Source organism: Pseudomonas sp. C2.3V, assembly GCF_058536325.1.
Map to the genome: position 1 here is coordinate 407,439 of NZ_JBZUBN010000002.1, position 22,300 is coordinate 429,738.

The window sequence follows — 22,300 nt, forward strand, 5'->3', positions numbered from 1 at the left end:
TCAGTTCTGAGCCCCGGCAAACTCGGCATGCTCTTCCTTATTTACTGACGGCTACTCCTATGACGACCTTGAACCCAACCGACGCACTCAAACTGATTCTGGAAAAACACGGCCTGACCGGTGCTGTATATGATGGCTGGGTAGCGCCCAACAATCAGCTCCCGGCCATACGTGCCCGCTGGTATCCCGGCGAAGGCAGCGGGCGCCTGGATATTCATGTGATGGTCGAAGAGGGCGTGCTGGTCGAAGAGATTTTTGCAGGTATCGGTGAGGGTGATGAGGGGCTGGCAAATGCCTTCGAAAACTTTATCGCCAACTCATTGCATGTCTTGTTGGCAGCGTTCTGGGAAGTCGATGCAGCCGAACACGTTTCGGTTGAAAACTGGCTGATCAATGAGCGCCGCTACCGGGCCTATGTAGGCAACCTCGGAATCCGCGCCGCCAAAGGAAGCACCAGCGAGCTGCCGGAGAATCTGGTGCCGTCGATTCATACCACCATTCAAAACATGCCGTTGAAAGGCAACACCCACTGGTTTCGTACGTTCTTCTGCAACTATAACCAGGAGCACCGCTTTGAGGCACTCAGTGACAATATTCATTGGGAAGAAGGTGCTTCGAACCTGCAGGCGCTTCCGTGGAGCCGTGACGATGGCTACTTCAGCGTACGCAATTTCGTGGTGCTGCGGGCAGTCTAACTCAACAGCCTAGCGCCAGAGCGGTTTATCCCATGAACCGCTTTGGCGCTATCGGCAGTATCGGTGAATCATACCTGTAAGCCATCAAGGATCTCGCTAAGTGATCATCAACGGTGCTTCCCTTGATCAGGTGCCAGTAACTCTCTAGCTAGCTTGGCAAAATGGCGATCCGTTTGCGAAATCCTTTCGTATAGCGATACGCAGAGGGTTCATTTGCCCTTTCGAAAGGCGGTTATGCCAAAATTCCCGGATCGCTATCTTAACGAGGCCTGGTACGCGCGACCAACGCCTGGACGGTATTGTTTTTGAGACAATACCTGGATTATCAGGACCGCAACATGCTTGAACCGAACGAATGGATAACCCACTACGGCTACCTGGCCGTCATGGTCGGGCCGCTTATCGAAGGCGACGGCTTGGCCATGTTGGCAGGTGTGGCTGCCCGCCATGGTTATTTGAATTTTTTCCTGACCATCCTGATGACGGCCATTGGCGCAATGATCAGTGATCAGTTCCTCTTCTTCATCGGAAGGCGATATGGCGATCCCGTCCTGAAGAAGTTTCACCGTCATCAGCATCGAATCGAGCGAGCACGCCAACTGATTCAGCGCTACCCATCGCTATGGGTGATCGGGACGCGGTTTGCGTATGGCTTCAGAACCATTGGCCCAATCATCATCGGCACCAGCGGCATCCCTGCCAGACGCTTCGTACCACTGAATATCGTTGGCGCCTTTCTCTGGGCAACCATCATGGTCAGTATTGGCTACGGTGTGGGAGAGTTCGTGCAACGGCTTTTTGCAACCCAGCCACATGCCGGACTATGGCTGGCAGGAATAGCCGCCACCTTACTGGCTATCGTTGCCGCAATCTGGTTCGTCCGCCGGCGTCGCCACGCCTGATCCTGTCACCCAGCCTTGGCAAGAGGCTGGGTAATTTGTTTTACGGTTTATCCAATACGTTTTTCAGAAACGCCAATACATCCTCTGTGGCTTGCCGTGTGGCATCGGCATTGGGCCCTACATGGGGTTCATGCGCGACGCAGGCGTCGGTATAGCGGAACGGCTCCCCCGTTTCCTGATTGATCAGCGCGCCCTGCTCACCCTCGACAATCTGGCATGCCCGTACCGTCTGACTGCCTTGTGCTACACGTACAGGCTGCGAGGCAGGACTGTCGAAACCATGGTGGGCCTCAGGATAGCGAAACACCTTTACATCGGCGCCTGCCTTGGCTAGGCGATCCAGGTAAGGAGTGCACCGGGACAAGGGATCGTAGTCATCTGCCTCGCCATGAAAGACCCGAATGGGTTTGTTTACCACCTTGTCTTCATCCTTGAAGGAAATGGAGCAGTCAGGATAGAAGGCAATATAGGCCGCGAAGCGGGCGTCTCCCGCCATCCATTCCTTCTGGAAGCGAGCAAGGCTGGCATAAAGCGACGCCTGGCCGCCTCGAGAGAAGCCCATCAATACGATACGGGAGGCATCGATACGAGGCTGACTGGCCAACAGCGCCAAGGCTCGGTATTCATCCAGAATGAAATTGAGCCGTCCCAGCTGAGCTTGGTCCTTACCGGTACTGATCAGCTCGCGGCCGGTGAATCCATCGAGCACAAACGTGGCGATTCCCTGCTGGTTAAGGGTACGCTGCCAATAGGTAATGTTATCGCCAATACCACCGGAGCCATGTTGGAGAATGACCGCCGAAAACGGCCCCTCCCCAGCTGGCAGGCTCAATCCGGCAGTTAAGGTGACAGGCCTGCCTGACTGCCCGGTAAGAAATTGGGTATCACTCAGGGTCTGGGAGGCATAGGCATAAAACTCCTGGCGCGCGGGAATATCCGAGTGCTCCTGGGCCTGGGCAACTGCCACCAGACTTCCAAGTACCGCCAGGGTGGCAAGGGCGGAACGTTTCATTCTTGTTGTCTCGCTTATGGCTATGGCTTGTACCTGACCATAACAAAACAACCCGGTAGGTTTATACCCTGCTCTGCCTTACGGTCCGAGCAGCCTGACTGATCAGTCAGTAACCGAGACCGTCAACTTTCATGTGACGCAGATCGCTCTGATACCAACGTGCCTTCAGGCATGTTTCAGGCATCAAAGCTCAATGGCATCGAAAGCCATCTTCCTTGCACAACGGCACACAAAGGTGTTCGGTTTGCCATGCTTTTCTTCTGAGCGGATCAGCCGAAATGTGTATGCTTGCTGCGGAAGTCATCGAGCCCAGAAAAATAAATGAGCCCTTTATGATCGACAGGCCTTCCCAAAAGCCAAAACGTCTAGCTGAAGAACTGGTTGCCCGTTTGTCGCAGTACATTCGCGATGGGGTTTTCAAGCGGGGAGAAAAATTGCCTTCGGAACTGGAAATCTCCAGTTCCGAAGGATTCAGTCGCAGCGTGGTGCGAGAGGCGCTGCTGCGTCTGCAAGCGGCGGGTCTGGTCGAAACACGCCGCAGTGTCGGCACCTTTATTGTTGATATGCCGCCCCCGCCTACTCTGCAATTGGGACCGGAGACCATTTCCACGCTGCAGGATGTGTTGAGCCTGCTGGAGTTACGCATGAGCCTGGAAGTCGAGGCGGCTGGGCTGGCAGCGCAGAATCGCAGCCCGCAGGAGCTCAAGGAGATCGAGCTGGCCCTGCTTTCCATGAAAGACAGTGGCCCGAAAACAGGCATTGCCATCCATGCGGACTCACAGTTTCATCTGCGCATTGCCAAGGCATCCGGCAACGCCTATATGTTCGACATCATGAAGCATCTGGGTACAAAGCTCATTCCACGTACCAAGATGAATTCGGCCTATGCCGCTCAGAAGGATCGCGTCGCGTATCTTGATCTGGTGTATCGCGAACATGAAAAGATCTATAGCGCCATTGCGCTGCAGAGCCCTGATTCGGCACGGGCGGCCATGTACCTGCATTTAAGCAACAGTCGTGTACGCCTCTATCAGGCTCACGAGGCTCGCCATACACTTTACGAGTAAGGGCGCTCATGCCCAGCCACTGGCTGGGCATGACATGTCAATCAGGTAAGCAACGTGTCGGGCAGCGTTGCCAGATACACGGCGGGCTTGCCTTCGAAATCGGAGCTGAATAAGACCTTGCGATTATCCGGCGTGAACGATGGATGTGGATGGGTCACCTGTCTGTCGCCATCCAGTACCCGCCAGGAGCTATTGTGCGCAGCCAGGCGCGCAGTTTGCTGGCGTTTCACGTCGAAGACATAAAGCCAGGGGTCGTTCTCGATTGTATACCCCTGAGTGTCCTTTACATCGACAGGCGTACCGGAACCGTCACCTACCAGCATCGTGCCGTCTTCATTGCTCATCAGGTGCGAGCAGGCCGGCATCTCCATCAGCATCTCATTGGTTTCGGTGTCGGGATCAAATCGCCAGATCTGCCGCGCCTGCTGGCCCTTTGGATAGATGACATAGATCATGGCGGAGCCATCCGGCACCCAGAACTCGTGGGTACAACTCTCCCCCGGCTTCTGCTCCCGCACCTTGCGTACATTGGAGCCGTCCTCATCGACCAGCCACATCCGGGCATCCACCATGTCATGAGGACCTTCATGGCAGAACGCAACAGTATGATCGTGATAGGGGCGATAAATGGGATGCCCGAGCCAGATCGTGTTTTCGTGAACGACACGAGCCTCTCCTGTGCCCAAATCGACGCGAATCAGTCGGCAATGGGGGTTACTGGTAAAGAATGTCCGGAACACTTCCCAGTCGGTCAGCGGCGTCCAGTCCGAGCGGGCGATCTCGATTCCAACCAGGCTGGTGCAGGCACTGTTCGCTACCCATGTACCATACCCAACCCAATCATCGGCTACCTGATAGACCGTTGTTTCCTCCAGCGTTGCCAACTCCACACGACGTAACTGACGCTCGTTTTTCACATAATAGAGATAACGGTCATCTTGAGATAAAAAGCCGCCAAAAGTATTATCACCAGCGCCTTCCGTTAGCTGTACCGCCTGTTTTTTCTGAATATCGAGTAGATAATAATTACGGTTATTATCAAACTCGGCTGCAAATAACAGCTTGGTACCATCATTGGTAAAACATTTCTGATAAAAATAGTTTCGGTGACACACGGTATCGGTGGGCGTAAGGCGTGTTACTTCAGCACCAGTACCTTCATCACTATACGTATGGTAATCCAGTTCAATATGGGAACCCTTTGCCATAACACACCTCTGTTGTTTTCAATGATGCTCTATTGGACTGTTTATGAGCTGCTCAACAACATGGATTCGCCTTCTTCGCTATTGATAACGAAGTCTTAATCCTGAGCGTTAAACACTTATTATCTGCTTATGTTCTACTACTGCCTGCCCAATGTCGCAGGGCCAATCCTGATATCAGTACCGTTCCTACAATAGCGGCATGCAACCAGCGCCCCTGGGGAGCCTCAGCCAATAGCAGAAGCGGAAGTAAAAGCAGCCCCATACCTGTTACCAGGGCGCCTAGCCTCCTGGCTTGGGAAGGATCGACGCAGGCAATCTCATCGGGCTGCAGGGGGCGATACATATTGCGGAAGAATAGCGTGAGCTGTTGCCGCCTCTCGGTGTTACGGGTAGGGCTATACCAGGCGCGGGTCCCGATAAAAAAACCACCCGTGAAAACCACATGCGCCAGAACCGTCACCCCAAACTTCAGATCGCTCGCCTCACGTTCGGTGAGCGTATACCCACCCAACCACGCAGGAAGCGCCACGGGGTTGAAGCCAATATAAAAGATCAGCGATACCGCTGCGCCGACCAGCACCGTACTCCAACCCGCCCAATCCGGGGTCTGTCGTACGACCACGGCCAACAGAGCAGGAATGGAAAGGGGCAGAAGAAACAGGGAGCTGACCATCATTGCCAGCTCGAAGAACCCTATGCCTTCCTGCTCGGCCATCCACCACGCTGTCAGGGTGGCCAGGGCGCCATTGAGCAGCGTCACCCAGCGGCCCATGGCAAGCAAGTGGGCCTCCCCATGGGCAGGACGCTGATAAACGTTACGAATAAAGATCCCCGCATTGCGATTGAGCGCAGTGCTCATGGGAGCAATGGTCGCAGCCACCATCGCGGCTAATGTAAGCCCGACCGTACCGGCTGGCATTGCCTGTTGAACAAAGTAGAGATAGGCCGCGTTTCCTGCCTGCTCGCCCAGTTGAGGGTACTGCCCCACAAGGTCAGCACCTTGCGTGGCGGCTACCCACGGCGGAATAAACCATAGGACAGGGCCGACCACAAAAAGAACCCCGGCCAGAAAGGCTGCCCGCCGAGCCTCATGCTCGTTTCGAGTAACCAGAAAGCGATAGCAGGTAATCGCGTTGTTGGTCGACAGCACTTGCTGCATTAGGATCATGGCAATCCAGAACAACAGGATCTGCCACAGATTCATGTCGTGCCCCTGCCAAAAATCCACGGGAAAGCGCTCGATGATATTGCCTGGTCCACCGCCTGTGTATAGCGCAAAGCAACCGGTTACCAGGGTAATTGCCAAGATCAGAACCAGCTGGATGACGTTGGTTGCGTTGACTGTCCAGGCACCGCCACTGGCGGAAATGAAGGTAATGACCGTACCGGTGATGAGCAGGGTCGGTACCATGCCAAAGCCGGTCATCGACGCGAGGATATAGGCCAACCCATTAAGCCAGATGGCGGCCGTGAGGGTTGAGAGCGGGAACTGCAACCAGGTAAAGAGTTGCTCGGTCGGCTTGCCAAAACGCAGGGCAATCACCTGCATCGAGGTTTCAACCCGAAGCTTGCGGTAGCGTGCCGCAAAGAACAGACAGGCGATGAAAAATCCCAGAGCATTGCCCCAGAACAGGACCAGAACGGGAAAGCCATCGGTAAAGGCCTTTCCTGCGGCGCCGGTAAACGTCCAGGCGCTGAACTGCGTCATAAAGGCAGTCGCCCCGGCCATCCACCAGGGCATGGAACCACCGCCATTGATGAACTGACTGCTGCTCTGTGCGTAACGACGAAAGCACCAGGCTGCCACAATGATAAAAACGAGGTATACCGCAACCACCAACAGATCGAGTGAGGTCATTCTTTGAGCCTTATGCCAACGTGACGCTGAAGCAGGCGGGCTGAGGCATACTGAAACAAACAGTCTGGAAAACGCCAGGTCATGCGTAAGCCGGCACCCTTTCGGATGCCGGCATCTTTCAGCGCTTTCTCAGGACGCACGCTCGGTAGTCAATCGAGCCTGGAGTGTCTCTATACTTTTTTCTACATGAGCGCTGCGCTTGAGCAGGTAGCCACAGAGTAGGATGGAGATGGCACATGCTGCAAACAGGAGCCGTCCCCAGAGCGGGTTGGGTACCAGTACCATCAACATCAAGCCAGCCCCCATCATCAAGGTAATCTGCCCTAGCTTGCTGCGCTGTAGGCGGTCATACACGTCCTGATCACCTTCAGCAATTACAGGCGTTTCGATGTCCTTAAAGAACTGGGCCGTTTGCTGTTTTTCCTCTGCAGTAAATGTCTCTTCCTTGTAGAACAAGGTAGTGGCGCAGAAGAAACCGCCCGTCAGCACCAGATGAGCTGCCACGGTAATAGTAGTCGTCAGCTCAGAAAGTTCACGTGCGGTCAGGGTCACTCCAAACAAGCCGGCACACCATTGAGCGGTGAATACATTCATGACCAACCAGGACACAAACATGCCAAAGGCAACGGTACCCCAGGCCGCCCATTTTGGCGTTTTACGAATAAACATGCCGAAGAACAGTGGCACCAGAATGGGAGATTGAAGCAGTGTGGCAACCCGCATCATCAGCTCGAATAGGCTCAGACCTTTGAGTTGAGCAAAGAGTTGAGCAATAAGGATAACCAGAATACCGTTTACGATCGTGGCGATCTGGCTGACGTGCAGCAGCTTTTTCTCGCTGAGAGGCTTGTTACGGCACACTACAGGCGCCCAGAAACTGCGTACAAAAATACCGGCGTTACGGCACAGGGCAGAGTCCATCGACGACATGGTGGCAGCAAATAGCCCGGCAACCAGGAGTCCTATCGTTCCTACCGGCATCAAGCGTTCTGCAAAGACCAGATAAACTGCATCACTGGCCTTATTTCCCAATTCAGCATGTGCCAGCGGAGCATCTGGATACAGGACGGCTGTGGCCCAGGGTGGAATGAACCAGATCAGCGTTCCCCCGACCATTAATGCCAGAGCAAGCAGGGACGCCTTGCGTGCGTTGTCAGAGTCTTTCGCATTGAGAAAACGATAGGAGTCCTGCATGTTGTTGATGCTTTGCAGCTGCTTGACCAGAAAGAACAGGAACGAGCCTATTAACAGCAGGCCGTAGTTCATATCGGGTCCCATCACGAAATTGGTCGGGAACCGGGCAATCATTTCAGAAGGCCCACCAACGGCGACCAAGGCGACAATGGCACTGGCCACAGAGATGACGGCAACGACCAACGTCTGAACGAAGTCGCTGGCGACCACCCCCCATGCTCCGCTCAAGAGCGAGATAAGCAGTACGGAGATACCTGTGATCCAAATAGTGGTCGCCATGTCATAGCCAAAGACGGCTCCGACAAAGATCGCCAGACCATTTAGCCACACACCACCGTTGAGCACGCTTAAAGGAATAATGGCCCAGGTAAAGAACTGCTCGTTCGTCTTACCGAAACGCATCTTGATACCCTCGGTAGGCGTATCAACACGCATCTGGCGAAAGCGGTGGCTGAACCACCAATAGGAAATAGCATAGGCAAAGATATTTCCCAAGAAAACAAACGTTACCGCCAGACCGTCGTTAAACGCCTTGCCCGCCGCCCCGGTAAAGGTCCAGGCCGAAAACTGTGTCATGAATGCAGTAGCGCCTACCATCCACCACAGCATACGACCGCCGCCCCGGAAATAGTCGCTTGCCGACTTATTGGCCATTTTCTTGAAGGCAAGGCTAATGATGATCATCAGCAAAAAATAGCCTGCCACCACCAACATATCTATGTTCATAGCGTTCTCTCACAATATTGGCGCCACTGGCCGAAAACAAATCAGAGGGATATAGAAAATGTTAAAGCAACCTGTTTCGCGCCCATCGGAAAGAACTATGGAAAGTCTCTGGTATGAACTTTGAGGTATTAGGGACAGAGCGAAGCGTGCTCTCTGTTATGTTTACCTTGATGATTCTCATATTATTCACCGAATAAAAGAGAACATGACTTCGTTGTTCTGAAATGATGTTCTTGTTGTTTCAGAAACAAGAATGAAGACAGATGAAGTGAGAATCTTTAAAGTTTATAAAGTACTTTCCAATAACTTCATCTGTACTTCATTGCAGGATATTTACTGCATGTTAAAAACTGTAATGCACACCTACGCGCATACGTAGCTGGCGATCACTGTCGGTGGAATTAACTTTCACATCACCCAACTCAACAAAGGGCTGCCAACGCTTGTCCCACTTGTATTTAAAGGCAAGGTTTTGTTCGTAGTCGGTTTTCTTGCCGTCGTAACGGGTATAGTCCGCCTTGAAATAGACCAGGTTATATTCGTACGATAATTTCCCGCCCGGAGCGTAGCCCAGCCACCCATCGAAGCGGTGAACGTGCTGGTCACGCTTGGCTCTATCAGGCACGGACTCGTCGATCTGGTTGCGATCCAGCTTGCGAGCCTCGTAGCGATAGCGCCCGCTGATCGTCCACTGGTTGTTTACCTTGTACCCCAGACGCGCGCCGGTTCGATACGTCGTTGCGTTTTCTACTGCAACCAGGCTGATAAAGGGTGCAATCGTCCATTGGGGAGTAAGGGAGTATCGATAATCCGCTGTAAACTCATGACCATCGCCCACAGTGTTATCGAACGCGACGTCCTTACGGCTGCCTCCGGTCTTGTACTTCAGTTCCCCTTCGAAACCGAGTCCATTGTCCAGACGTATACCGATCAGAACGCGATCAGAGTGAAGCTTCGAGTCTCCCAGATACTGGTGCCGATAGTTGATATAACCCGAATCGGCAGCCTGAGCATTGCCTGCCAAAACGGTGATTCCCAGAGAGGTCGCAACAGCTAGCGTCTTTATTGTTATCTTCATGATCTTATTCTTGTTAATAACGTACAGAGAGATTGAATAGGCTTAAGCGGTAACAGCCCGGCATTCAGGGGTGTACGGCTCCCGATCTATTCGGCGGCACGATTGGTTCAGATGGTTAACACGCGAACGGCAAGCCAGGCCTGCCAGCGGCGCTTAGGCAGGACTTTTGGCCCGGCCGCGCCGACCATTACATCGGCCGGTCATCGCCAGAGGTAATGGCAGAGCAACAAGAGAACAGGAGCGGAAAGCCTGTAGCCGGTTGATACGGCAGGGTATCGAGGCGATGCACGAGGAGGACTGAGCATGAATGTGCGCTGTACCAGCCAGCCCCAGGTTATACAGTTCCGGTACTCGCCTGGAGATACGGGCCAGGCACTCGAAGAAGACATGCGAGAGGCGAAAGGTGTTCAGGTTCATAGCTCAGTCCTTTTTTATAATTGTTCAAGACCTGCCTGGGCATGATTAGCCCAGGCACAACCGTGGATCAGTGCTGGCTCACGATATGGGCTTCGATATAGGCAAAGTTGATGTCCTCACCCAGGCCAGGACGGTCAGGCAGGTGGACGTAACCGTCCTTGTCCATGGGGTCGACGATACTGTTGAGATAGGCAGGTACGTCGTCATACTCCAAGAACGGATGCAATAGCCCGCGCTCGTACCAGGAGCAGTTCTTGATTCCACCCACGACAGCCAGATTGGGTGCACCATTACCATGAACTTCACAATCCAATCCGAACGCCTCAGCCAGGTGAGCGACTTTGACGCATGGGCCAATACCGCCTACGCCAGCTACCCCGGCGCGTAGAATGTCACAGGACTTTCCACTCACCCATCCCGCGCGGCTGTGATACTTGCCGCCCAGGCTTTCAGGCCCCAATACAGGAATGGTGAGGTTTTCAGCCAGCCAGGCATACGACTCTGCGGACTCCTCCATCATAGGCTCTTCAAACCAGGCAAAACCCAGCTTTTCAATTTCACGTCCGATGTAGAGGGCATCAGTACGGTTGTACCAGTGGTAGCCATCAAGCATCAGGGCAATATCCGGGCCTACTGCTTCACGTACAGCGGCACAAGCTTTTACGTCCATCTTGGCATCGGGTGCGAAGGAGATGGGCGGCATCCAGGTATGCAGCTTGATACCCTTGTAACCACGGGCTACGAGCTTTTCGGCAAAACGCGCATATTCGTCAGGTGTTGACAGGCCATCCGGCAAATCATCGCCACACATGGTAGAACCATAGGCCAAGACCTTGTCTCGGTAGCCACCCAACAGCTTGTAGACTGGGACCTGGAACTTGCGGCCAGCCCAATCCCAGAGCGCTTGCTCCACCAGGGCCAGGCTGCGGTCGGTAAGTTGACCTGCACTTCCCCGCTGCCAATGCGCCAGATCCTGCCAGAGTCGCTCACGATCAAGCGCGTTCTGTCCAACCAGTACCTTGCGTACAAAATTGTCAATGATATGTGGGCGAAGCAATTCCGGAGCGCCAAAGGCATAACCTTCGCAACCGTCCTCCGTGGTGATCTTCAACAATGCCATACGGGCCTGGACTTCATCTCCCGGATGGGAATGCCCTGCGCTATCGACAGCACGGCGAGTGGGATAGGAAAACACATCGACACTGACACGGGAGATATTCATAAGAGGAAGGCTGTCCATGACTATTGTTCTTTTTGGAGCAATTTCCGGTATGTCGTCATACCACGTGACACAGTATTTTTCTTGCGCGCTATTTTGTCAAGGAGGCTACAGCTCCAGCTTGAGACTTTAATAGAATTGAAAAATGACGCTAAATAGGCTCTAAAAAGCGAATTCTGGCGGAGATGTAACCTCAGCAAGCTTATAAGCAGATCAAGTAATTTATTTTTTCAAATCTGAAAAAGTGATGACTGACCGGTCAGCTTCTTCTTCAAAAGACAACATAGTCGTCTTACCACGCAAGGATAAAAAGCCTAGGTGTTGATTGCAGGCTGGTACAGGAGGGAGGACAGAACGAGCAGAGCAATACCGGACGACCTGCACGTGTCGATGATAATGTCCTGCCGACTCCCTGCCAGACATTAAACTTTGGTCTTATTGACCGGAACTTTAAGGTGTGACTTTCCGTCGCGGCTTTTTCGCGATATTCTACTGGACACGTTTCACTGAGCGCCCAGATAAACCTCTCATGATGTATCCGCTACACCCAACGCAATGTAGTGACATTTTCGAGTGGATGTCCTGCCACCTCTTGATCCGGACCTTGAATTTTTTTGGCTGTACGCGTGTTTCATGTCGAATCGACCCGACCCGACCTTTCATTCGACTTGATGCGTTACAGATTCAAAAATAAGTGTGCCTTGCCTACTCAAGCAAATGCGTAGATGGCCGATAAGACAGCGCTATCTGATTTCATTTGCTTGTATGCCTAACTAGAGAAAATCTGCATGAAAAAGCGTGTTCTCGCTGCTCTGTGCTCCAGCATGTTCGCGATGTCCGGACACAGCTGGGCCGACGATAATGCCCCTGTCGATGTTGTACTGATCGGCGGCGGTATCATGAGCGCTACCCTGGCTACCTACCTGGAAGAGCTTGAGCCCACCTGGACGATCAACATGTACGAGCGTCTGGACAAGGTAGCTGAAGAAAGTTCCAACGGCTGGAACAATGCCGGAACGGGCCATTCTGCCTTCGCGGAAATGAACTATACGCCCGAACTCAAGGACGGCACCATCGATGTCACCAAGCCTCCGAAGATTACTGAAGGCTTTGAGATTTCCCGTCAGTTCTGGTCTTTCCAGGTCAAGAACGGTGTATTGAAGAACCCCAGATCGTTCATCAATACCACGCCGCACATGAGCTTTGTCTGGGGTGACGACAACGTCAACTACCTGCACAAGCGTTATGAAACCATGCAGAAAAACGCGCTGTATGCGGGCATGCAGTACTCGGAAGACCACAGCCAGATCAAGCAGTGGGCACCGCTGATCATGGAAGGTCGTGACCCTGCGCAGAAAGTGGCAGCGACCTGGATGCCAGCAGGGACTGACGTAAACTTTGGTGAAATCACTCGCCAGCTGGTAGGTTCGCTGGAAAATCATTCGCAGTTCAAGCTTTCAGTGAACAGCGAAGTTCGTGATATCAAGCGCAACCCCGATAACACCTGGAAAGTAACCGTTGCAGACTTGGCCAACGGCGGCAAGGAAACTTCGGTGAACACCCGCTTCGTCTTCATTGGTGCAGGCGGCGCTTCTCTGATGCTGCTGCAGAAAACAGGTATTCCTGAAGCCGATGGCTATGCTGGTTTCCCGGTTGGAGGCCAGTTCCTGGTAACTGAAAATCAGGAAATCGCCAAACGTCACGGGGTAAAAGCCTACGGCCTGGCATCTGTGGGCGCGCCGCCCATGTCCGTGCCGCACATTGATAGTCGTACGCTGGATGGCAAGCGCGTTATTCTGTTCGGACCGTTCGCAACCTTCTCGACCAAGTTTCTGAAGAACGGCTCGCTGATGGACCTCATGCATTCCATGACCAGCAACAACACCTGGCCCATGATGCAGGTGGGAATGGACAACTTCGATCTGGTCAAATACCTGGTTGGTCAGTTGATGCAGTCTGATGAAGACCGCTTCGCTGCGCTGAAGGACTACTATCCGAACGCTCGCAAGGAAGACTGGAAGCTCTGGACCGCCGGCCAGCGCGTACAGATCATTAAGAAAGATGCGAACGGCAATGGCAAATTGCAGTTTGGTACCGAAGTGGTTTCCTCACAGGACGGCTCCGTTGCTGCGCTGCTGGGTGCCTCGCCTGGCGCTTCAACTGCCGCCCCTATTATGCTTCATCTGTTAGAAAAAGTGTTCAAGGACAAGGTTGCGACGTCAGAATGGCAGGGCAAGCTTAAGGAAATCATTCCGTCCTACGGTCAGTCGCTGGATAACAATGCTCCATTGATCAAGGAAGTCCGCAGCTACACGGCTGGTGTACTCCAGCTTAAAGATGCTACCGCTACCCAGCAAGCAGCGTCTGAGAACAAGGCTGAAGAAAATCAGCCGACTGAGGCAAAAACGGCTGCGCTTTAAACAGCTCGTTTACCTTGGTTAAGACGGCACCTTCGGGTGCCGTTTTTTATGTCCGTCTGCAAGCGCCTTCATGGGGCATCCCGCCTAGCGTTAGGGCCATCAACCATAGCCCAGACTGAATATTACAATCCGCGCAAAAAGAATGAGTCCCAGCCAGGAAGCAATGAACTCGATATCGTCTTCGCTCATCTTGAAAACCTTACTTGAAGCCTTTAACGAGATGCAGATACAAGCTTGGTAAGACGAAAGATGAATGAGTTCGCCTGCGAACGGGCTTTTAGACTGAAAGAGCGTTGTAGAGCGTCTATATCAGACTACTGGTACAGGATCAGATACTTGTAACGCGACTGAAGCGGTAAATAGTCGTGAAGCAGATTAACAGTATCGCGTTCTCCCACATAGCCAACGTCTGCCTAGCTTTTCACGCGCATCCCAAAGTCAGTCGTGCGGGTACAGGCATCGAGGATTAAGCGCTCTCAACGCTGAACGGGCAAGCCATTGTCCCAGTAGGGTGGCTGACCGACGTGATGAAACAGGAAATCCAGAAAAACCTTCACCTTGGCTGAGCGCATGCGGTTTTCCGGATAGATCACATGCACTGCATGGGTTTCGAGATCTTCTGACGCTTCCCAGTCCGTCAACACTGCTACCAGTGCACCGCTGCTTAGCGCTTGATGCACGAGCCATGTCGGGAACAGTACGATCCCCTCCCCAAGCACCGCCGCCTCAAGCAGGCATTCGGCATTATTGCTTCTAAAGCTACCTTTGGCCTGATAGGCCTGAAAGGGTGTCTGGCTTGTAGAGCGGAAATACCACTGACGCACACCGCGCATCCCCTTGTAGACCAGGCAGTTATGATGCTCAAGCGCCCCGGGACTTTGCGGTATACCCTGCCGCTCCAGATACACCGGCGCAGCACACACCACGAACCGTTGCTCTCCTAAACTGCGCGCCACCAGGCTGGAATCTTCCAGGCGTCCTACTCGGAAAGTAATGTCAGCCCCTTCCTGCACAGGATCAATAAACGCATCCGTTAATGTCAGCTCAACGTCTATTTTTGGATATCGCTTTTGAAACTCTACCAGCAATGGAACCAGATGCAGACGCCCCAGCGCGACGGCAGCATTGAGCCGAAGTGTTCCCTGTGGCTCTGAAGTGTCTCCACCAATCTGCTCCGCCGCCATATCCAGCTGAAGCAGGGCGTCCCGGACATGCTGGTAATAGCGCTCCCCTGCCTCGGTCAATCGGACTGCCCGAGTGTGGCGATACAAGAGCCGCTGCCCCAACGTCGCCTCCAACGCAGAGATATGGCGCGAAACGGATGAGGCAGGCAAATTGAACTCTGCACCTGCCTGCGTAAAGCTCTTGACCGACGCGACCCTGACGAACAGCCGCAAGGCCAGCATGGAAGGCGAGTTGCTCATAAAACAATAGTTATTTGTCTGAAAGCCGATTGTTCCAATTATGACAACTTACTAGCGTAGCGCATTGTTTTTTCTTGAGGATAAACATGCAACACGCTCTGATTCTGTTAGTTGTGCTGATTGCCGGCATGGGTCTGTCGATGGAGGCGGGCCTGTTAGGGCCGCTGGGAGGGGAAATAGGTCACTTCTCCGCTACCTTGTCGATTTTTCTCGTTGGCGCCGCACTGCTCACATTTGCACTGATTTTTGCGCGCCCGAAAATGGCCCAATTATTCAGTCAGCCACGCTGGCTGCTGGTGGGCGGCATTCTGGGTCCTATCTATGTCGTCGTACTGACCATTGCCACGCCGCTGATTGGTGTCGGGATGACCATGGTGGGCATCCTGTGCGGCCAGGTAGGAGCCAGTCTGGTTATCGATCATTTTGGTCTGCTAGGCAGCACACGCCGTCCCGTCGACCGGTATCGCGTAATGGCGTTCCTATTGATCTTGGTCGCTCTCTGGCTGATTCACTGAGGTATATCCTATGCTCCAGTTTCTGGTTCTTTTTGCCGTATTGGGTAGTGGCGCCGTACTCAGTGCCCAGTCCTCTATCAACGGCCGGCTTGGCGCGCAGGTAGGCGTGCTGGAAAGCGCCTGGCTGACTTTTACCAGCGGTGCCCTGCTTACATTTTTGCTGGTGTTTTTCTTCGAACCCCCTCATCCCATGACACTTTTCACTGCTCCAAAATGGCAGCTGATCGGTGCGCTGTTTGGCGTTGTGTATATGCTCGCGATGGTGTTTTCCATCCCTCGCGTTGGCACCGCTGCCGCTACGGTAGCCGTCATTACTGGTCAGCTGCTGATGAGTCTTCTCATCGATCACTTTGCTTGGCTGGGGAATGCCGAGCGACCCTTGGATGTGTCTCGACTGGTTGCTATCGCACTGCTGTTTGGCGCTCTGGCGATGATCTACCAGAGTAATCGGATACAGGAATGTTCGCCCCGGGCTGATCCAGTGGAGGAGCGTACCTGACAAACTGGCAGGAGGTGTCCTGAGTGATGCCTTCTGCCATCCGCTCCTCCTTCCCTAGAGTTATAGGGATGCTTGTTCGTTGGGTAAGCGCCTAGGGCAGGCTTCCCTCTTTCCTCATCATGGACGATAACCGCACGTTTTTGTATCTCAGCACACTATCTCCTTCTCGACAGAGAAATTCGCGTTCCATCAATAACCTTTTGATCTTCCAGGCTTTTTTCCGACCTCTTTTGATGATGCTGTCATTGGTAAGTCGATTCCCCCAGGCAATAGATAAAAAGCACCTTCTAGGCGGATTGACTGTATTAACCAGTTAGTACACTTTGTTATTCAGCGTGTCCAAACATCATAAGAACAACACGGAGTGCTCTGGATGACCTGCTCTCTTCTCATCCTCAACGGCCCAAACCTTAACCTGCTGGGAACCCGTGAACCACAGATCTATGGTTACGAGACCCTCAACGATGTCGCTCAGCTTTGTCATGAAGCAGCCGATACGCTCGGCCTACAGATCGATTTCCGCCAAACCAACCACGAAGGTGAGCTGATCGACTGGATTCACCAGGCGCGAACCGCCCATGCTGGAATCATCATCAATCCCGCGGCCTGGACTCATACTTCCGTTGCGATCCGAGATGCGCTGACAGCGGTAGCGCTGCCCGTGGTGGAAGTCCATCTCTCCAACGTTCATCAGCGCGAAGCCTTCAGGCATCACTCCTTTGTCTCACCCATTGCCGTAGGGGTCCTATGCGGCTTTGGTATGGCGGGCTATCGCATGGCCATCGAGTACTTCGCTCACGTCTTCACGAACAAGAAGTGACCATTATGTCCACTCTATTTTCTCCTTCTGTCCTGGCCGGTCTGATTGGCTCAGGTATTCAATCCTCCCGTACGCCTTCCATGCATGAGCATGAGGGTGATGCGCAAGGCATTCGCTACCTCTATCGGCTGATCGACCTCGATGCGCTTGGCCTTGAGGCGTCCGCTCTGCCTGAACTTCTCACAGCAGCCGAGCGCATGGGATTCACAGGTCTGAATGTCACCTTTCCCTGCAAGCAGGCCATTATCCCACTGCTGGATGAGCTTTCAGAGGAGGCCTTGGGTATTAGCGCCGTCAATACCGTAGTGCTCAAAGCGGGCAAGCGGATAGGTCATAACACCGATTGTCTCGGGTTTGCGGAAGGATTTCGCCAAGGGCTGCCAGACGTCTCACGCGAGCGCGTTGTGCAGATGGGAGCTGGCGGTGCCGGGGCAGCCGTTGCTCATGCCTTACTCCGCGAGGGGGCAGCTGAATTGACGGTCTTCGATGTCGATAAGGACAAAGCCCACGCGCTCGTCGACAACCTCAAGGCTATTTTCGGTCTTGATCGTGCGTGCGTGGGAACAGACCTGACCGCCGCCATGCAGGCGACTCAAGGGCTGGTCAACACGACACCGGTGGGTATGGCCAAGCTGCCAGGCATGCCGCTACCGGCCGAATTGCTCAGGCCCGAGATGTGGGTAGCTGAGATCATTTATTTTCCACTGGAAACCGAACTGCTCAAGCACGCCCGCGAGATCGGTTGCCAGACGCTGGACGGTAGCCGCATGGCGGTCTTCCAGGCTGTGAAGGCGTTTGAGCTCTTTACCGGGCAGCACGCTGATTCCCAGAGAATGCAGGCGCATTTCGCCAGCCTGGGTGACTGACAAGCCTTCTATTTTGTGCCAAGCGACACAGGACAATAACAATGCATGCCGAAAGTAAACTAGGCCAGATAGCGCAAGCCCCTTCTCACGCTGGAACCACATCCCAAAAGCCAACCCGGGCACGCTTCGTGATTCTTGCCCTGCTAGCGGTCGGAACCATGATCAATTACCTGGACCGGACCATTCTGGGTATCTCGGCGCCGGTCATGACCCAAGAGCTTGGGATTGATGCGGCGGTTATGGGTCTGATCTTCTCTGCTTTTTCCTGGACGTATGTGCTGGCTCAGGTACCCGGTGGCGTGTTTCTCGATCGGTTCGGATCGAAATTCACCTATTTTGCCTCGATCACCTCCTGGTCGTTCGCTACGCTGATGCACGGATTTGCTTCAGGCTTCTATACCCTGCTGGGATTGCGCCTGATGCTGGGGTTTGCCGAAGCACCGTGCTTTCCCACCAACAGCCGAGTGGTCAGTACCTGGTTCCCTCAGCAAGAGCGTGCCCGCGCCACGAGTATTTATACCGTGGGTGAATACATCGGCTTGGCCTTTCTCAGTCCGGTACTGTTCATGATTCTCGCGCACTTTGGCTGGCGCGCGCTGTTCATGATCATCGGAGCCATTGGCATCGCCTTCGGCCTGCTCTGGTGGAAGCGCTACCGTGAGCCCCATGAAGACCCTGCCATGAATCAGGCGGAGCGGGAGCACATCCAGGCTGGCGGTGGCTTGTCAGCCCCCTCGCAGGAACGCGTTCCCTTTACGTGGAGCAATGTCAGCCAGTTGCTCAAGTACCGGCAGATCTGGGGAGCGTGCATCGGTCAGTTTGCCGGTAACGCCACCCTGGTTTTCTTTCTGACCTGGTTCCCCACCTATCTGGCCACCGAGCGCCATATGGGTTGGGTAAAGATGGGGTTCTTTGCGGTACTGCCGTTCATTGCCGCAGCCGTAGGTGTGATGTTTGGTGGCTGGTTGTCCGACTGGATCATCAAGCGCACCGGTAACGCCAGCGTAGGCCGCAAGCTACCCATCATCAGTGGGCTATTGCTGGCTTCTACCATCATCGCGGCGAACTATGTCGATAATGACACGTTGGTCATCGCGATTCTCTCCATCGCCTTCTTTGGACAAGGCATGGTGGGCCTGGGGTGGGCAGTCATTTCTGACATCGCGCCCAAGAGGTTCATGGGCCTTACCGGCGGCATCTTCAATCTGGCGGCCAATCTGGCCGGCATCATTACGCCGCTGGTGGTCGGCTTTATCGTAGCCACCACGGGTTCGTTTGTGGGAGCACTGCTGTTTATCGGTGTTCTTGCCCTAATCGGCGCGTTTTCGTACATCTTCATTTTAGGAGAGGTGAAGCGTATAGAACTTTAAAAGGCCCGGCGCAGGGACGCGTGGGGCCTGGCTGTCGTTGTTTCTCGTGATTCATAACAAACACAACACACGCAGAGAAACCTAAAGGCATGGTCATGAAAACAATAATCGACCTGTACTTTCGCTTCATCAAACTTCTACTGGTGCTGTGCATGCTTGGCATGGTGGCTCTGGTGTTCGGCAACGTTGTCTTGAGATACGTCTTCAATTCCGGCATCACCGTATCGGAAGAACTGTCGCGCTGGCTGTTTGTATTCATGGTGTTCCTTGGGGCTATCATCGGCCTCAAGGAGCGCTCGCATATCGGCATGGGTAGCCTGCTCGCAGCCCTGCCAGCCCGCGGCAAGCGCCTGTGTCTCACCCTTTCTCACCTGATCGTGCTGTACATGCTGTGGCTGATAATCCAGGGCAGCTGGCAACAGGCAGTCATCAATAAAGACGTACTGGCGCCGGCATCGGGACTGTCCATGGCAGTGTTCTATTCGGCTGGGCTCGTCTTTGGGATCACCTCGGTCGGCATCATGGTGTACGAACTCTATGCCGCACTGTTCCTTCCCCTGCCGTCTGTATTCTCGCCCTCCTCCAAGGACAAGCAGACACCGTTCGTAACCCCGCCCAAGACAGCCTCAGGGGAGCGCAGCTGATGATTCTTTCCGTTTTCCTGGGCTCTCTGGTCGGCAGTATGGTCATCGGCATGCCGATCGCCTTTGCGCTGCTCGTCGCAAGCGCCGCCATGATGTATTACCTGGATCTGTTTGACGCTCAGATCATTGCGCAAAACCTGCTTAACGGTGCCGACAGTTTTCCATTGATGGCGGTACCTTTTTTCATGCTCGCAGGCGAGATCATGAATGCAGGTGGCCTGTCTCGCCGGATCGTGAACATTGCGATGTCAATGGTAGGGCACAAGCGAGGTGGACTTGGCTACGTGGCGATTATCGCCTCGTGCCTTCTGGCTTCGCTGTCCGGTTCTGCCGTCGCCGATGCCGCCGCCCTTGCCGCCCTTCTGGTACCGATGATGGTCTCGGCTGGACACAGCCGCGAACGGTCGGCAGGCCTGATCGCAGCAGGGGGCATCATTGCACCCATCATTCCTCCTAGCATTGGTTTCATCATTTTCGGTGTCGCCTCCGGTGTCTCCATTTCCAAGCTGTTTCTGGCCGGTATTGTGCCAGGGCTCATGCTCGGTGCGGCTCTGGCGGTTGCCTGGTGGTGGATCGCTCGCAAGGAGGTCGTGGAAACCTCACCCAAGCGTTCCGGCCGGGAAATTGCGCAGGCGCTCATCGAAGGCAGCTGGGCATTGGGGCTGCCGCTGATCATCGTATTTGGCTTGAAGTTCGGCGTCTTTACACCGACCGAGGCCGCTGTGGTTGCTGCGGTCTATGCGCTATTCGTGGCAACGGTGATCTACAAGGAACTGAAGCTCAGCGATCTGTATGAGCTCATCCTGAGTGCGGCAAAAACCACCTCGGTCGTCATGCTATTGGTCGCTGCCGCCATGGTTTCGTCCTGGTTGGTGACCATAGCCGACCTCCCCGGCCAGCTGGTTGACCTGCTCGATCCGTTCATGGACAACCCCACCGTACTGCTGCTGATGATCATGCTGCTGATTATTATTGTCGGCACCGTCATGGACATGACGCCCACCATCCTGATCCTGACGCCTGTGCTGATGCCAACCGTTGTTCAAGCGGGTATCGACCCTGTGTATTTTGGCGTGCTCTTTTTGATCAACACCGCCATAGGACTCATCACACCTCCGGTCGGAACCGTCCTGAACGTCGTATGTGGCGTCTCCGGGATCCAGATGAATGAAATCATCCGCGGTGTCTGGCCGTTTCTCCTGGCGCAGTTGCTGGTACTGCTCCTGCTGGTCATTTTCCCGGTGCTAGTGACAGGTCCAATGAAATTCCTGGCGGGCTAAGTCACTGCACCCCGTTTCGCAAACAACAAAAACAAGATGGAGCTTTCAAGATGACGATGATCAAAACTGCTTTGGCTACCGCCTGCGCAATCGGTGTGTTGTATGCCAGCACGGTAGCTGCCGAGGTACGTAACCAGACCTTACGGTTTGCCTTCCAGAATGTGAAGGAACATCCTCAGGGTCAGGGCGCACAGAAATTTGCAGATCTGGTGAAGGAAAAGAGCGAGGGCAAGATCAAGGTGCGGCTCTTTCCAGGCGGCACGCTCGGCGGTGATCTGCAAACCGTATCGGCCATTCAGGGCGGCACACTGGACCTGACCGTCCTCAATGCCGGTATCCTGTCGGCCCAGGTAAAGGATTTCGCGATTCTGGATTTCCCCTTCCTCTTCAATGATGCTCAGGAGGCTCAGCAGGTCATGGATGGTCCGGTGGGCCAGGCATTGGCCTCACGCTTGGAAGGCAAGGGCCTGCATACCCTGGGGTATTGGGACCTGGGCTTTCGCAACATAACCAACAGCAAGAAGCCCATCGCCCGCTGGGAGGATCTGCAAGGCTTGAAGATCCGTGTCATACAGTCACCCAGCTATCTGGAGACATTTTCCGCATTGGGCGCCAACCCCGTACCGATGCCCTTCCCCGAAGTGTATACGGGCCTTGAGCAGCGAACCGTTGATGGGCAGGAAAACCCTAATACCGTGATTCTGGGCAGCAAGTTCTACGAGGTGCAGAAATACCTGTCGGTGACACGCCACGTGTACAACCCGCAATCGTTCATCATAGGCGAAAAGTCATGGAACAAGCTGAACGAGGACGAGCGCAAGGTCATTACCGAGGCCGCCGCTGAGGCTCAGGCCTATCAGCGCATGGTCTCCGGGCAGGCTCAGGACAGTGCCTATCAAACCTTAAAAGGCCACATGGCCGTCAATGAAATTACGCCGGAAGAGATGGATCGATTCCGGGAGAAAACGAAGCCGGTCATCGAAAAACTGGCGAAGGATGTCGACCCCGCTCTGGTCAAGATGCTGGATGACGAAATACAAAAAGCGCGGAAGTCACGGTAAGCCCGTCTCTCGATACCGCTGCATG

General features: G+C 54.0%; 20 protein-coding genes. 12 read left to right on the top strand and 8 right to left on the bottom strand.

The features are described from left to right. Positions 1 to 59: 59 nt before the first annotated feature. Positions 60 to 695, top strand: a complete 636-nt coding sequence (locus AC4LF3_RS21670) for a DUF6348 family protein (RefSeq protein ID WP_010798933.1) — start codon at positions 60 to 62, stop codon at positions 693 to 695. Between the two features lie 338 nt (positions 696 to 1,033). Beyond that, a complete protein-coding gene (locus tag AC4LF3_RS21675; RefSeq protein ID WP_491836709.1) occupies positions 1,034 to 1,597 on the top strand; it encodes a DedA family protein in 564 nt (187 codons plus the stop codon). Positions 1,598 to 1,637: 40 nt separating this feature from the next. On the opposite strand, the gene AC4LF3_RS21680 is transcribed toward AC4LF3_RS21675, so the two are convergent. Continuing rightward, the gene (locus AC4LF3_RS21680; protein WP_491836710.1) at positions 1,638 to 2,609 is read right to left on the bottom strand and encodes a dienelactone hydrolase family protein; all 972 of its coding nucleotides are present in this window, start codon (positions 2,607 to 2,609) and stop codon (positions 1,638 to 1,640) included. A 332-nt stretch (positions 2,610 to 2,941) separates the two neighbouring features. Here AC4LF3_RS21680 and AC4LF3_RS21685 point away from each other — a divergent pair, with 332 nt between their 5' ends. Beyond that, positions 2,942 to 3,676 (top strand): FadR/GntR family transcriptional regulator, encoded by a 735-nt coding sequence (locus AC4LF3_RS21685; RefSeq protein WP_019364554.1) that lies wholly within the window; start codon positions 2,942 to 2,944, stop codon positions 3,674 to 3,676. A 41-nt stretch (positions 3,677 to 3,717) separates the two neighbouring features. Here the strand turns inward: AC4LF3_RS21685 and AC4LF3_RS21690 are convergent, their stop codons facing one another. The 6 genes from AC4LF3_RS21690 to AC4LF3_RS21715 form a co-directional block, all read right to left on the bottom strand. After that, positions 3,718 to 4,884, bottom strand: a complete 1,167-nt coding sequence (locus AC4LF3_RS21690; RefSeq protein WP_491836711.1) for an oligogalacturonate lyase family protein — start codon at positions 4,882 to 4,884, stop codon at positions 3,718 to 3,720. Between the two features lie 127 nt (positions 4,885 to 5,011). Beyond that, positions 5,012 to 6,742, bottom strand: a complete 1,731-nt coding sequence (locus AC4LF3_RS21695) for a sodium:solute symporter family transporter (protein ID WP_491836712.1) — start codon at positions 6,740 to 6,742, stop codon at positions 5,012 to 5,014. A gap of 129 nt (positions 6,743 to 6,871) precedes the next feature. Continuing rightward, positions 6,872 to 8,662, bottom strand: coding sequence for a sodium:solute symporter family protein (locus AC4LF3_RS21700; RefSeq protein ID WP_219653155.1), 1,791 nt, complete (start codon positions 8,660 to 8,662; stop codon positions 6,872 to 6,874). Between the two features lie 343 nt (positions 8,663 to 9,005). Beyond that, positions 9,006 to 9,740, bottom strand: coding sequence for an oligogalacturonate-specific porin KdgM family protein (locus AC4LF3_RS21705; protein WP_491836713.1), 735 nt, complete (start codon positions 9,738 to 9,740; stop codon positions 9,006 to 9,008). 153 nt (positions 9,741 to 9,893) lie between these two features. After that, complete coding sequence (locus AC4LF3_RS21710; RefSeq protein ID WP_074828370.1) at positions 9,894 to 10,157, bottom strand: hypothetical protein; 264 nt, start codon at positions 10,155 to 10,157, stop codon at positions 9,894 to 9,896. 67 nt (positions 10,158 to 10,224) lie between these two features. Beyond that, on the bottom strand, positions 10,225 to 11,379 hold the full coding sequence (locus AC4LF3_RS21715) for a mandelate racemase family protein (protein WP_491836855.1): 1,155 nt from the start codon (positions 11,377 to 11,379) through the stop codon (positions 10,225 to 10,227). 785 nt (positions 11,380 to 12,164) lie between these two features. Here AC4LF3_RS21715 and mqo point away from each other — a divergent pair. Next, positions 12,165 to 13,796, top strand: a complete 1,632-nt coding sequence (gene mqo, locus AC4LF3_RS21720; protein WP_491836714.1) for a malate dehydrogenase (quinone) — start codon at positions 12,165 to 12,167, stop codon at positions 13,794 to 13,796. A gap of 476 nt (positions 13,797 to 14,272) precedes the next feature. On the opposite strand, the gene AC4LF3_RS21725 is transcribed toward mqo, so the two are convergent. Continuing rightward, positions 14,273 to 15,220 (bottom strand): LysR family transcriptional regulator, encoded by a 948-nt coding sequence (locus tag AC4LF3_RS21725; RefSeq protein WP_150346204.1) that lies wholly within the window; start codon positions 15,218 to 15,220, stop codon positions 14,273 to 14,275. An 86-nt stretch (positions 15,221 to 15,306) separates the two neighbouring features. Between AC4LF3_RS21725 and AC4LF3_RS21730 the strand changes: the two genes are divergently transcribed. From AC4LF3_RS21730 to AC4LF3_RS21765, 8 genes are all read left to right on the top strand, one after another. Next, a complete protein-coding gene (locus AC4LF3_RS21730; RefSeq protein WP_074828379.1) occupies positions 15,307 to 15,735 on the top strand; it encodes a DMT family transporter in 429 nt (142 codons plus the stop codon). 10 nt (positions 15,736 to 15,745) lie between these two features. Beyond that, positions 15,746 to 16,234 (top strand): DMT family transporter, encoded by a 489-nt coding sequence (locus AC4LF3_RS21735; RefSeq protein WP_491836715.1) that lies wholly within the window; start codon positions 15,746 to 15,748, stop codon positions 16,232 to 16,234. Positions 16,235 to 16,607: 373 nt separating this feature from the next. Beyond that, positions 16,608 to 17,054, top strand: a complete 447-nt coding sequence (aroQ, locus tag AC4LF3_RS21740) for a type II 3-dehydroquinate dehydratase (RefSeq protein ID WP_491836716.1) — start codon at positions 16,608 to 16,610, stop codon at positions 17,052 to 17,054. 5 nt (positions 17,055 to 17,059) lie between these two features. Then, entirely contained in the window at positions 17,060 to 17,920 is an 861-nt protein-coding gene (locus AC4LF3_RS21745) for a shikimate dehydrogenase (RefSeq protein ID WP_491836717.1), read from the top strand. 41 nt (positions 17,921 to 17,961) lie between these two features. After that, positions 17,962 to 19,290 (top strand): MFS transporter, encoded by a 1,329-nt coding sequence (locus tag AC4LF3_RS21750; RefSeq protein WP_491836718.1) that lies wholly within the window; start codon positions 17,962 to 17,964, stop codon positions 19,288 to 19,290. A gap of 95 nt (positions 19,291 to 19,385) precedes the next feature. Continuing rightward, positions 19,386 to 19,934 (top strand): TRAP transporter small permease, encoded by a 549-nt coding sequence (locus AC4LF3_RS21755; RefSeq protein ID WP_491836719.1) that lies wholly within the window; start codon positions 19,386 to 19,388, stop codon positions 19,932 to 19,934. Then, a complete protein-coding gene (locus tag AC4LF3_RS21760) occupies positions 19,934 to 21,214 on the top strand; it encodes a TRAP transporter large permease subunit (protein ID WP_010798914.1) in 1,281 nt (426 codons plus the stop codon). The genes AC4LF3_RS21755 and AC4LF3_RS21760 overlap by 1 nt, the downstream gene beginning before the upstream one ends. Positions 21,215 to 21,264: 50 nt before the next feature. Then, the gene (locus AC4LF3_RS21765) at positions 21,265 to 22,275 is read left to right on the top strand and encodes a TRAP transporter substrate-binding protein (protein ID WP_491836720.1); all 1,011 of its coding nucleotides are present in this window, start codon (positions 21,265 to 21,267) and stop codon (positions 22,273 to 22,275) included. The last annotated feature ends 25 nt before the right edge of the window (positions 22,276 to 22,300 follow it).

Excerpts from the sequence above, each read along its gene's own strand:
- AC4LF3_RS21710 (WP_074828370.1), bottom strand. The coding sequence starts at position 10,157 with ATGAACCTGAACACCTTTCGCCTCTCGCATGTCTTCTTCGAGTGCCTG.
- AC4LF3_RS21765 (WP_491836720.1), top strand. The coding sequence starts at position 21,265 with ATGACGATGATCAAAACTGCTTTGGCTACCGCCTGCGCAATCGGTGTG.
- AC4LF3_RS21685 (WP_019364554.1), top strand. The coding sequence starts at position 2,942 with ATGATCGACAGGCCTTCCCAAAAGCCAAAACGTCTAGCTGAAGAACTG.
- AC4LF3_RS21690 (WP_491836711.1), bottom strand. The coding sequence starts at position 4,884 with ATGGCAAAGGGTTCCCATATTGAACTGGATTACCATACGTATAGTGAT.
- AC4LF3_RS21715 (WP_491836855.1), bottom strand. The coding sequence starts at position 11,379 with ATGAATATCTCCCGTGTCAGTGTCGATGTGTTTTCCTATCCCACTCGC.
- AC4LF3_RS21705 (WP_491836713.1), bottom strand. The coding sequence starts at position 9,740 with ATGAAGATAACAATAAAGACGCTAGCTGTTGCGACCTCTCTGGGAATC.
- AC4LF3_RS21735 (WP_491836715.1), top strand. The coding sequence starts at position 15,746 with ATGCTCCAGTTTCTGGTTCTTTTTGCCGTATTGGGTAGTGGCGCCGTA.
- AC4LF3_RS21725 (WP_150346204.1), bottom strand. The coding sequence starts at position 15,220 with ATGAGCAACTCGCCTTCCATGCTGGCCTTGCGGCTGTTCGTCAGGGTC.
- AC4LF3_RS21755 (WP_491836719.1), top strand. The coding sequence starts at position 19,386 with ATGAAAACAATAATCGACCTGTACTTTCGCTTCATCAAACTTCTACTG.
- AC4LF3_RS21760 (WP_010798914.1), top strand. The coding sequence starts at position 19,934 with ATGATTCTTTCCGTTTTCCTGGGCTCTCTGGTCGGCAGTATGGTCATC.
- AC4LF3_RS21700 (WP_219653155.1), bottom strand. The coding sequence starts at position 8,662 with ATGAACATAGATATGTTGGTGGTGGCAGGCTATTTTTTGCTGATGATC.
- AC4LF3_RS21680 (WP_491836710.1), bottom strand. The coding sequence starts at position 2,609 with ATGAAACGTTCCGCCCTTGCCACCCTGGCGGTACTTGGAAGTCTGGTG.
- AC4LF3_RS21745 (WP_491836717.1), top strand. The coding sequence starts at position 17,060 with ATGTCCACTCTATTTTCTCCTTCTGTCCTGGCCGGTCTGATTGGCTCA.
- AC4LF3_RS21750 (WP_491836718.1), top strand. The coding sequence starts at position 17,962 with ATGCATGCCGAAAGTAAACTAGGCCAGATAGCGCAAGCCCCTTCTCAC.
- mqo (WP_491836714.1), top strand. The coding sequence starts at position 12,165 with ATGAAAAAGCGTGTTCTCGCTGCTCTGTGCTCCAGCATGTTCGCGATG.
- AC4LF3_RS21675 (WP_491836709.1), top strand. The coding sequence starts at position 1,034 with ATGCTTGAACCGAACGAATGGATAACCCACTACGGCTACCTGGCCGTC.
- AC4LF3_RS21730 (WP_074828379.1), top strand. The coding sequence starts at position 15,307 with ATGCAACACGCTCTGATTCTGTTAGTTGTGCTGATTGCCGGCATGGGT.
- aroQ (WP_491836716.1), top strand. The coding sequence starts at position 16,608 with ATGACCTGCTCTCTTCTCATCCTCAACGGCCCAAACCTTAACCTGCTG.
- AC4LF3_RS21695 (WP_491836712.1), bottom strand. The coding sequence starts at position 6,742 with ATGACCTCACTCGATCTGTTGGTGGTTGCGGTATACCTCGTTTTTATC.
- AC4LF3_RS21670 (WP_010798933.1), top strand. The coding sequence starts at position 60 with ATGACGACCTTGAACCCAACCGACGCACTCAAACTGATTCTGGAAAAA.